The following is a 10,203-nucleotide window of genomic DNA, read 5'->3' as shown; positions in this document are numbered from 1 at the left end:
CGGTCGATCGCCACCACGGTGAATCCGGCCGCCGCGCCGGTCCGCAACAGCGAATACGACGGATGCCCCGGACAGTCGAAATACATTGCGGTGGTTCCCCCGCCGTGGATCGCCACGATCACGGCCTTGGGTTCGTCGGCCTCGGCGACCAGCGCCGACATCGGTACGCCGTTGACGATCACCAGCCGGGGCCGCGGCGTTTTCATGCGTCGGCCCGCAGTAAGAGCACCCCGCTGGGGGTGAGGCCGCCGCTGCTGACCACGCCGACGCGGGCGTCGGCGACCTGGCGATCGCCGGCCTCCCCGCGCAGCTGGGTGATGGCCTCGTGGACGAGGCCCATGCCATGGGTGCGCCCGTGCGACAGCTGGCCGCCGTGGGTGTTCAGTGGCAGCAGGCCGTCACGGGCGATGTTCTTGCCGCCGTCCAGGAACTCTTTGGCCTCGCCGATTCCGCAGAATCCCAGCGCCTCGATCCAGGACAAACAGTTCATGGTGAAGCCGTCGTAGAGCTCGGCGACTTCGACGTCGTCGGGGCGCAGGGAGGTTCTCGTCCACACGTGCGCCGCCTGACCCAGCACCTGCGGTTCGTGGGTGAGAGTGCTTTGGTCCCAGTCGATTCGCTCGATGATCTGCGTGCCCACCGCCTCGACCAGGACAGGTGGTTTGGCGAGGTCGCGCGCGGTGTCGACGGCGGAGACGATGACGGCGATCGCGCCGTCGCAGGGTACGTCGCAGTCATAGAGGCCGAACGGCGTGGTGATCGGCCGCGCGTTGAGGTAGTCGTCCATCGTCATCGGCGAGCGGTAGATGGCGGTCGGGTTGAGTTCGGCGTTGGCCCGCTGATTCAGCGCGATCCAGCCCAGCGTCTCTTTAGTGGTGCCGTAGCGGTGAAAGTGCCGCTGCGCGTTCATCGCCAAGGTGTGCGCCGCGGAAGTCGCCCCGAATGGCATCTGCCAGCCCGACATCCGGCCCGCTGAACCATGGGTCGGGCTGATTTTGCCCTGCTTCATCAGCTCGCCGTGGGTGGCTTCCCACACCGTCCGGAAGCACAGCACGTGCCGGGCCAGCCCGCCGGCGACCGCAAGCATCGCGGCGATCAGGGAGCCACCCGGGCCGAACGTTTCCATCGCGCCGTTGTGCCAAGTCGGCCGGATGCCGAGCGCGGCCTCGAGGGCGGTGGTGCCCCCCTCGCCCATGCCCGCCACGGTGATGGCGCCGGGATAGGTGGACAGGCCGTCGATGTCGGCGAATGTCAGGCCGGCGTCGGCGATGGCCGCTTCGCACGCCTGCACGGTCAGCGCCAACGGGGGCTGCATCAGCCGGCGACCGATCGGCGACATGCCGATCCCGGTCAGTGCGACCTTGTCTTCGAACTTCTCCCGGGTGAGCATGGGGCGCACGTGTTCGCCGAAGCGCTCCGGCGCTATCTCATCGGTGGGCAATGGGCCGGCTTCGGCATCGTGTACCGGCCGGAACAATGGAAACCACACGTCCTCGACGTGTTCGAAGACAACCTCGACCTGTTGGCCGAGTTCGAGCCGATCGGGCTCGCACTCGATGATGTTGGTGGTCAACCGAATCCGCGGATCTTCGGCGATCGCCACCTGCGCGATGACGTAGGGCGCGGCCAGCCCGGGCAGGCTGAACCGTTCGTTGATGGTGAACCCGGCGAGCGTTGCCCTGCCGGAGACCGCTCGCACCCCGACATCGGTTGAGCGGCAATACCGGCACACCGGCGCGGGCGGATGGATCAGGGATTGGCAGGCCTGGCACTCCTGCAGGCGCAGTCTGCCGTCGGCTCCCGAGGTCCAAAAGAACTCGTTGTCCTGCGTGATCAGGGGCAGCGGTCGGCCCGGTGCTGCTGACACGTCACCTCCGCGCATCGAGCGGGTCCAGGGTGCGGCTTGGTAGGACCGTTATACGAATCGGAGAATTACGTTATCACTCGTACGCAGGTGCGATCGAGACGGTATTGCCTTGTTTCCGGGGACGGTGGCCGCCGCCGGGACGACCGGTCAGTAGGGCACCCAGACGCCGGTGAAATAGGTACCCCACTGGTGAAAGCCGGCATTCCACATCGGTTCGTTCGGTGACCACCATGGCCGCGGTGGTGGTGGCGGCGGCACGTCCTGTGCGGCGAATGGCGGCGCGTATGGCGGCGGCAGTGTGTACCAGTCCGGTAGGACCGGTGGCGGCGTGCACTCGAGCGTCGCCGGATTGAACGACATGTTGCGATCGCAGTCCGCCGAGCTGATTCCGGGCGTCGCGATCACCGCGACGGCCGCCGGTCCGAGCGCGACCGCTATGACGGCGGTCAGGCGACGAATAAACCACCTCATCGTGTGCCTCCCGATGGGCCATCCTGGCTGGTTCAGCTTATTCCGTCGAGACCGCCTAGACCATGGTCAGGAAGTTTCGCGGCACCCCGTTCAGCGGGTGAATCCCCACTCCGCCTCGTTCTCTTCGGTTTTGAGGTGCTCGGCCGGATCTTCCGCATCGGTGAGTGGTGGGTGAGCGGCGGGCGAGGTGCGTTCCCCGATTTCCGCGATGGCGTGCACCGGGCAGTCCATCAGGGCGCGCATCACCGCGTCGCGGTCCGACTCCGCCACGGTGCCATCGCCGATGAGGGAGGCGTAGCCCCAATCGTCCAGCGAGAAGTATCCGGGCGCGTACTTGGCGCAGATGCCGAAACCGTCGCAAACCGTGCGATCCAAGCGGATTTTCATGCTTGCCTCGCAGCCTCCGCCTCGTAGGGGCGGTCGCTGCGGAACGCGCCGCCAGAGCAGGCCGGGCACGTGCCCTCCAGGTGCGTGGTCACTTCGCCCGGGAACTGCGCCAGCAGGCTGGCGGCCACATTCGTGGCGGCGTCCAGCGTCGCGCAGGCGCCTCGCCCACGCAGCAGCACCGACCAGCGGCGCAACCGTTGGAGGTCCTCTGCCGTTGCGGCGCCGTCGCGCAACGCACCGGCGACGGCCGCCATCGCCGCGGTTCCGTTGAAGCATGACCCGCATTGGCCGGCGTTCTCGCGGTCGAAGTAGGCCAGCACCGACGCCGCGACCGCGACGGGGCAGTCGTCGGTGATCACCGAGACCGCGCCGCAGCCCAGGCCGCTGCCGAGGCGCCGCATCGTCTCGTGATCCAGGGTTGTCTCGAGCACGGAGCGGTTGAGCAGACCGGCGAAATAGCCGCCCATCAGCGCTCCACGCACCTGGTCCGGCGAAACGCCGTGCAGCGCGAGGAGTTCGGTGAACGGCAGGCCGAGCGGAAGCTCGTAGAGCACCGGCGGCCGGCCGGCGCCGGTTACGGTGGCCAGGAACGTGCCCGGGGATATCGACGTGCCCTGCGAGCGGAACTTCGTCGAGCCGTGGCCCTGCAGGAAGGGCAGATTGGCCAGCGTCTCGACGTTGCTCACCAGCGTGGGCCGTTCGTCGACGCCGGATTCGAAGGGGCGTGGCGGCTTGTCGGTCGGCTTGGCCGGGCCGCCGTTGAGCGCGCGGACGGCCGCGGTCTCCTCGCCGGCCACATACCCGGGTTGCACGGCCAACAGCCCGACCGTGACGCCGACGGTGTCCGGATCGAGCTCGCCGAGCGCGGTCTGGACGCTGTGCGCCGATTCCGGGTCGGACACATATACATAGGCGCGGCCGGCGCCCACGACCGCCGCGGCTAGTCGAAGCCCGTCCAGCACCAGATGTGGACGGTTGCGCAGCAGCCACCGGTCTTTGATCGAGGCAGGTTCTCCCTCTTCACCATTCGCGACGACCACGGCGCCGCCGGCAACGCGGCCGTTATCGCGCACCGTGCGCAACTTGATCGCGAGGGGGAAGGCCGCGCCGCCCCGACCGACCAGCCCGCTGACTTCCACTTCGCTCAGCAATCCATTGGCGTCGGCGAGCGGCCGATATCCGCCGCGCTCTCGATACGCCGCGAGATCCTCGGGTGTATGGCCGGTTCGTCCGAAGAGCAATCGGGGTTCGCAGCCGGGGGAGGTGGCGGTGGCGATGGGGGTGGATTGCGCGGTGCTCACGGCCGGCCTGCCATCGTCTTGGCTACGCTTGCGCACGTGCGAACTGCGGTGGTACGCGTCAACGTCGACCCGGAAAGCGTGTCCACGGCGGCGCAGCTACGAGACGGCATGGCGGCGCTCCTTGAGCTCGCGGCGCAAGCGGGCGTCGGCGTGGTCGAGAACGATCTCGTGGCCATGCCCGCGGGGCGCCGCGAAGTCGAATTGTTGATCGCCGCTGAAGACGGCGACGCGGCCAGGCACGTGGCAATGAACCTGTGCGCCAAGGTGTTCGGCGGCACGCCGGTACCGGGGGTGGTAACCTTCATCAGCCGCGGAACCGACGACGACGCCCACGGCGTGCTGTCCGGCTTCGGGCTCGCGGGCGACATCGAGCGGACGCCTGGTGACGATGGATTCGACATCGTGTACGTGACGCTGCGGGAGTCCGACCTGGAACGCATCCCGGAGAGCCGCGTTCACACGGCTCTGGAGGCGTCGCTCAACTGCGAGGTCCACATTCGCACCGTCTAGCGCCATCACGAGCCCAGGAATTCGAGGATCGGGGGCGCCGCCTGTACCCACGTGTCGAACATGTTGAAGTGCTGGACCCGGCCCGCCGCACGGTCCTCGGATGCGCGTTCCCACGCATCCTCCGGCCACGGCGGGTCGATGAGCTTCGATCCCTTGATCAGGCAACTGACCTCGAGCGACGTCCGCTTCGGGTGATCCATGTCGTTCTCGCCGCCGCGAATGATCAACGTGGGGACCTTGATTCGGTCGAACATCTCGTCCTCGACGCCCGGGATCGTCTGTCCGGGCTTGGAGACGAACGCGTTCAGCCAGCGCAGCATCACCTTGAGGAATTCGTCTTTGTCGAAGTCGAGGAACCGCTGCTTGTTGTCGGGGTTCTGCTCGATGCGGTCCCGCCATTCGGCAACCTTCACCACGCCGTCCATGCCGGTACCGCGGACCGCGAGGATGCTCGGGATGATGTAGAAGGAGCCGAGTACGAAGGTGCCGTAGATGCCGCCGACGATGTTCCACACCACCAGCTTGGTGACCATTTCGGGGTAGAGCATCGTGGTCAGCATGGAATCCCGCGCCCCGCCGGATCCCCCGGCGAGGATGCAGCGCTCGAATCCCAGCCCCGTCACCAGCTTGTGCAGTGTCTCGGCGCGCATGTGTGATTCGCTCTGCCCGTAGAACTGCACGTCGGAAGCGCCGCAGTTGGGCCGGTCCCACAGCAGCACGCGGTAGCCGCCGGCGGCCAGCGCGTCCGCGAGCGGCCGCAGGCCCTCGATCTCCTTGCTGAACCGGCCGCCCGGCGTCAACGCGATGAGATCCCCTGAGTCACCGAGGATCTCGTAGACGACATTTCCCCCGTTGATCTCGATAGAAGGCACGCGATTTCTCCTGTGTTAGGCCTGCACCAGAACGTCGTTGCCGACGATGCGCACCGGGTAGGTGCGGATACTCCATTCCGGTTTGACCGCTGTCGTCCCGGTGGCCAGCTCGAAACCCCATTGGTGCCAGGGGCAGTAGATGTACTCCAGGTCGCGCACCATCACCGAGTCACCGGGCGCGGTTTCGTCGACGATCGTGCGCCCCCTCGAGCGGCCCGAGCACAACGGACCGCCTTGGTGCGGACAGTAATTCGCGATCGCATAGAAGCTGCCGTTGACGTTGTACACCCCGACGCCGTGCCGGCCGATGGGGACGAGCTTGTGCTTGCCCGGCGGGATCTCGTCCACGGTGGCAACGACATGCTCGCGGCCCTGGGCGAGACGGGGCTCGGGCCGTTTGGCTTGTTCGGTCAACTCAGAGCACCCGGGTCTGACCCTCGAGGACCGGGACGGTCTCCGGCAGGTGGTAGGTCGCAATCCCGTTCTTGTACATCACTGCGTCGCGGGCGTGCTTGGGAAGGTGCTTGACCAACCAGCGGGGGTCGTCGAACGTCCAGTGCGGGTAGTCCGAGGAGAAGAGCAAGATCTTCTCGCACTCCATCCATTCCAGTGCGCGGGTGAGCTCCGTCTTGTCCTCGGGGTAGTCCAGCGGTTGGGTGGTGAACTTGATGTGGTCCTTGACGTACTCCGACGGCTTGCGCTTGATGTCCACCCACGACTTGCGCGCTTCGTAGATCGCGTCCATGCGCCACATCAGCGGCAGGATCCAGCTGAACGCGTGCTCGACGAAGACGATCCGCAGCGTCGGGAACCGGTCGAAGACGCCGTCGAAGATCAGGCTCATCACCTGATTGGCGGCCAGCAGCGAGTAGGTCACCATGAAGTCGTGGTTGTAGCTGGGGAAGCCCACCGGCGGGATCGGTAGCTCGTCGTACTGGCTGCGCGACAGGTGGCAGCTCACGGTGATGTCGTGCTTGGTGGCCGCGGCCCAGATGGGGTCGTATTTGGGATGGCCCCAGGACGGCTTCGGCTCGGCCTTGATCAGTATCTGCGCCATGAACGGATGCCCGGCCCAGCGCTCGATTTCGCGCACGGACGCTTCCGGCTCTTCGATGGCGAGGCAGATCGAACCGCGCCACCGTTCGTGCCAATTGTTGTGGCTGTCCAGCCAGTGATTGGCCTGCCAGTCGTTCAGCGCGTACGACATCGCGTGCTGGGCCTCGGGCAGCCGCGCCGGGTAGGCGGCCGGCTCCAGGATCGCGATGTCGGAGCCCGCCTCCATGATGAGTTGGCGGAACGCCATATCCGGGTCGCTGCACGGGAATTCGCCGTTGGCGGGGAAGGAGTCCACGCGCATCGCGTACGAGTGCGCGTAGTCCGGCGCGTCGTAGTAGATCAGCTCACCCACGTTGCGGTTGAGAAAGTACTTGCTGCGCCAGGGCTCCGGGATGTACGGGACCAGCTCGCCCCGCTTGGGCGCGGGGTGGACGTCCGAGTCGACGCAGCGGACGGCTATGCGCTCGGTCGCGGGGACCCGCTCCTGCGAATGGGTCAACGTCATGGGGAACTCCTCGGTCTCACGTCCTGCTTCTACTGTGCGCCCACTTCGGCGGGGATGTCTATGCCGTAGAGCCGCGCCGCGTTGCGCCAGCAGACCTTCTCGCGCTGCTCGGCGGAGAGCGCCCTGGGCAGCTTTTTGGCGTCGCCGAACTGCCAATGCGGGTAACTGGAGCCGAACATCACCATGTCGTCCTTGCCGGTGAAGCCGAACCATTCGCCGGCGAAATCGACGTCCCCGGGGCCGTCGAGGCTGCCCTGGACGAAATAGACGTGCCCCGGGAGGTAATCGCTGGGGATGCGCGGCGCCCAGGGCGTCTGCTCCAGGTGGGGCCGGCCGAACGTGTCCATCCGCCAGATGAACGGCGTGATGAAGTCGGCGGCGCCGTCGGCCCAGACGAACTTCAGGCCGTCGAAGCGCTCGAACACGCCCTCGGCGATCATGTTCATCTGGTGGTAGATGTAATTCAGCGCCATGAAGCTGACGTATTGCTCGTAGGTGCGGGTATTGCCGGAGGGCGTGGGCGGGAACATGATGCCGTTGCCCACCTCGATGTGCGCGGCCACCGGGAGGCCCGCGTCGACCGCGGCCTCCCACAGCGGCCAGAACTGCGGCTTGCCGTAGAGCTCGCGGGATTGCAGCGGCACGCCGATCTGGACGACGCGTGGATGGGCACGGTACTTCTCGATCTCTCGCAACGCGCCGGGGATGTCGTCGGGATTCACCCGGATCGTGCCGCGGAATCGCTCGCCGAACTCGCCTGAATCCAACCAGTCCGACACCATCATCTCGTTGTGCGCGGCGTGCAGCGCGCTGCCCAGGTGCCGGTCGGGCATGATGCCGCGGCCCATCGGGTGCAGGACCGCCACGTCGACTCCGCGCTTCGAAAAGAGTTCGTGGGCAACGAATTCGGGGTCGGAGCCGGGGTACTGCCGATCCGGTCCCTCGGTGTTGGGCGCATACTCACCGCCCGGGGCGCCGTACCAGTCCATTTCGTAGTCGGGAAAACCGCGGCTTTTGAACGGTTCGCGCAAGACGCTCCGCAGCGCCTTGCTGGACGGGAAGAAGATGTGCACGCTCGCGTCGATAAGAGGCGTGCGGGTTCCGTCAGCGTGGTCGATCACGAAAGCCATCCTTCGGCTCGGGCAGCCAAAGTGGGCCCGGTCGGGTCATATGATAGACAACCTAACATTCTTCTCGGTGGCCGATCAATGGGGTTTCCGGTAAGCATTTCGTTTAATCGTTGTCCCTGGTAGCAGGCGCTTTCGAAGTCTGAGTGCAAGTATGGTTCTTAAATGTGGATAATACCATTCTCCCGCCCATCGAGAAGGGCCGTCCGCCCCTTGCCGACGGGGTAGGGACGCTAGGCGGGGGACGGACCGACGGTCACCCCGGCCGCCTTCTCCAGCGGTTTGATCACGGTCGTGAAGTCGGCATCGGGTCCCTGGTCCTCGGCGGCCGTCTCCCACAACCGGCTGATCGTGGCGGCGACCTCCGTCGGCACGCCGAGCTCCTGCGCCTCGTCGAGGTACAGCCGCACGTCCTTGACCATCAGGCCGGTGGCGAACCCGTAATCGAACGTCCGGGGCAGGATCGCGCGGGGGAATTTGTCCCGGCTCGCGCTCGTCGCGCCCGAGCCGGCGTTGAGCACCTCGATCATCACGGTGGGGTCGAGACCGGCCTTGACGCCCATCACCACGACCTCCGCGGTCGCGGCGAGGACGTTAGCCGCCAGGATGTTGTTGGCGAGCTTCATCGTCTGAGCCGAGCCGGGTTTGGCCCCGACGTAGAAGGGCCGGCCGATCGCCTCGAGCATCGGCCGGATGGCCTCGAATTCAGCGCGCGGGCCCGACACCATGACCGCGAGCGCGCCCTTCTCGGCCGCGGCAGCGCCGCCGCTGACCGGGCTGTCGATCCCTGCGATGCCCCGTTCCGCGAGTCGCCCATGGACCAGAATTGCCGTTCGCCTGCCCACCGTGGACAAGTCGACATAGCGCTTGATGCGTGCGCCCTCGGCCACGCCCGTCGCCACCTCAAGCGAGGCGATCGGTGTCGGGAGGCTGGCCAGGACGGTCTCGGCACCGTCGGCGACCTCTTTCGGAGACGACGCGGCCCGCGCACCCAAGGCGACGATGCGCTCCAGCGCCGCGCCGCGCGTGTCGAAGGCGACGACGTCGTGGCCTTGCTGAATCAGGCGGCGCGCGATGGGAAAACCCATGTTTCCCAGCCCGATGAATCCAACCTCCATTCCGAACTCCTAGTCCTCGAGGCCGGCGAACGCCTCGCGCGCGATGCGGAAGCTGTCCACCGCGGCCGGCACGCCGGCGTAGATGGCGACCTGCAGGAAGATCTCGCGAATCTCGTCGCGGGTGACGCCGTTGGTCAGCCGGCCTTGACGTGCGTGCGCAATTCGTTCGGCCGATTCAGCACCGAGATCATCGCCAGGTTGAGCATGCTGCGCGTATTGCGGGGCAGCTCTTCACGACCCCACACTGCGCCCCAGCAGTATTCGGTGACGAGGTCCTGCAGGGGCTTGGTGAAGTCGTCCGCCTCGGCCAGGGCGCGATTGACGTACTCCTCGCCGAGCACCTCGGAGCGCACGTGCAGCCCGCGCTGGTAGGTTTCGCGATCCAATGGTCTTCTCCTTCGTCGTGTCGGCGTGGCGCTGTCATCGCCTGAGCGCAGTCTCGCATCGACGCACTTTCGCGCGGTCTACAGTCGGGGGTCGATGCATCGCCTCCCAGCTTCCGCGGGCCCACGCGGCAAACCGTCCGGGCTGCAGCGTCGCCGGAATCGGCTGTCCCGCATGGCAATCAACGAGGAGAGACCATGACCGGAGTAAGCTCCGACATCTGGGAAGTCATGTCGACCGCTCGGACCATCCGGCGCTTCACCGACGAGCCGGTCGACGACGCCACCCTGGTGCGCTGCCTGGACGCGGCCAGATGGGCGCCCTCGGGCGCGAACGCGCAGGGCTGGCGCTTCGTCGTGCTGCGGTCACCCGAGCTTCGCGCGGTGGTGGCCCAGGCGGCTGCCCGCGCCCTGGAGGTGATCGAGCCCGTCTACGGCATGAGCCGCCCCGCCGTCGATGATCACAGCCGCCGGGCGCGCACCTACCGCGCGACCTACGAATTGCACGACCGGGCCGGCGAGTTCACCTCCGTCTTGTTCGCCCAGCAGCACTATCCGACCGCGTCGGAGCTTCTGCTCGGCGGATCGATCTTCCCCGCCATGCAG

11 protein-coding genes and 2 pseudogenes are annotated in these 10,203 nt (G+C 66.8%); 2 read left to right on the top strand and 11 right to left on the bottom strand.

The genetic code is table 11. From position 1 onward, the window contains the following. From A9X05_RS27590 to A9X05_RS27570, 5 genes and pseudogenes are all read right to left on the bottom strand, one after another. Positions 1–206, bottom strand: a pseudogene (locus tag A9X05_RS27590) (alpha/beta hydrolase); the annotation flags it as partial. Beyond that, positions 203–1,882 (bottom strand): OB-fold domain-containing protein, encoded by a 1,680-nt coding sequence (locus A9X05_RS27585; RefSeq protein ID WP_197499224.1) that lies wholly within the window; start codon positions 1,880–1,882, stop codon positions 203–205. The gene A9X05_RS27585 and the pseudogene A9X05_RS27590, both read right to left, overlap by 4 nt. A gap of 132 nt (positions 1,883–2,014) precedes the next feature. Beyond that, positions 2,015–2,338, bottom strand: a complete 324-nt coding sequence (locus tag A9X05_RS27580; RefSeq protein ID WP_067785398.1) for a hypothetical protein — start codon at positions 2,336–2,338, stop codon at positions 2,015–2,017. Between the two features lie 90 nt (positions 2,339–2,428). Continuing rightward, entirely contained in the window at positions 2,429–2,725 is a 297-nt protein-coding gene (locus tag A9X05_RS27575; RefSeq protein ID WP_067760141.1) for a ferredoxin, read from the bottom strand. Then, positions 2,722–4,026, bottom strand: a complete 1,305-nt coding sequence (locus tag A9X05_RS27570; protein ID WP_067785407.1) for an NADH-ubiquinone oxidoreductase-F iron-sulfur binding region domain-containing protein — start codon at positions 4,024–4,026, stop codon at positions 2,722–2,724. Before A9X05_RS27570 ends, A9X05_RS27575 begins: the two co-directional genes overlap by 4 nt. Before the next feature lie 48 nt (positions 4,027–4,074). Between A9X05_RS27570 and A9X05_RS27565 the strand changes: the two genes are divergently transcribed. Next, the gene (locus A9X05_RS27565) at positions 4,075–4,536 is read left to right on the top strand and encodes a hypothetical protein (RefSeq protein WP_082950157.1); all 462 of its coding nucleotides are present in this window, start codon (positions 4,075–4,077) and stop codon (positions 4,534–4,536) included. Positions 4,537–4,541: 5 nt separating this feature from the next. Here A9X05_RS27565 and A9X05_RS27560 read toward each other — a convergent pair whose 3' ends face one another. The 6 genes and pseudogenes from A9X05_RS27560 to A9X05_RS32765 form a co-directional block, all read right to left on the bottom strand. Next, positions 4,542–5,408 (bottom strand): alpha/beta fold hydrolase, encoded by an 867-nt coding sequence (locus tag A9X05_RS27560; RefSeq protein ID WP_067760135.1) that lies wholly within the window; start codon positions 5,406–5,408, stop codon positions 4,542–4,544. Positions 5,409–5,423: 15 nt separating this feature from the next. Continuing rightward, on the bottom strand, positions 5,424–5,822 hold the full coding sequence (locus A9X05_RS27555) for a Rieske 2Fe-2S domain-containing protein (RefSeq protein WP_067785395.1): 399 nt from the start codon (positions 5,820–5,822) through the stop codon (positions 5,424–5,426). Position 5,823: 1 nt separating this feature from the next. Continuing rightward, positions 5,824–6,969: an amidohydrolase family protein gene (locus A9X05_RS27550; RefSeq protein ID WP_067785392.1), complete on the bottom strand. Its 1,146-nt coding sequence runs from the start codon at positions 6,967–6,969 to the stop codon at positions 5,824–5,826. Positions 6,970–6,998: 29 nt separating this feature from the next. Next, positions 6,999–8,090 carry an amidohydrolase family protein gene (locus tag A9X05_RS27545; protein ID WP_067785404.1) on the bottom strand — a complete coding sequence of 364 codons (1,092 nt, stop codon included), beginning with the start codon at positions 8,088–8,090 and terminating at the stop codon, positions 6,999–7,001. 239 nt (positions 8,091–8,329) lie between these two features. Continuing rightward, the gene (locus A9X05_RS27540) at positions 8,330–9,214 is read right to left on the bottom strand and encodes an NAD(P)-dependent oxidoreductase (RefSeq protein ID WP_067785390.1); all 885 of its coding nucleotides are present in this window, start codon (positions 9,212–9,214) and stop codon (positions 8,330–8,332) included. A gap of 9 nt (positions 9,215–9,223) precedes the next feature. After that, positions 9,224–9,459 (bottom strand): annotated as a pseudogene (locus A9X05_RS32765) (carboxymuconolactone decarboxylase family protein). Positions 9,460–9,795: 336 nt separating this feature from the next. Between A9X05_RS32765 and A9X05_RS27530 the strand changes: the two are divergent. Next, positions 9,796–10,203 (top strand): nitroreductase family protein (locus A9X05_RS27530; protein ID WP_197499223.1); only part of this gene is annotated, 408 nt, incomplete at its 3' end.

This window comes from Mycobacterium sp. E3298 (genome assembly GCF_001666895.1).
Taxonomy (GTDB): Bacteria; Actinomycetota; Actinomycetes; order Mycobacteriales; family Mycobacteriaceae; genus Mycobacterium.
Note: the sequence above shows the minus strand (reverse complement) of the source record. Positions and strands in the feature narration are given on the sequence as shown.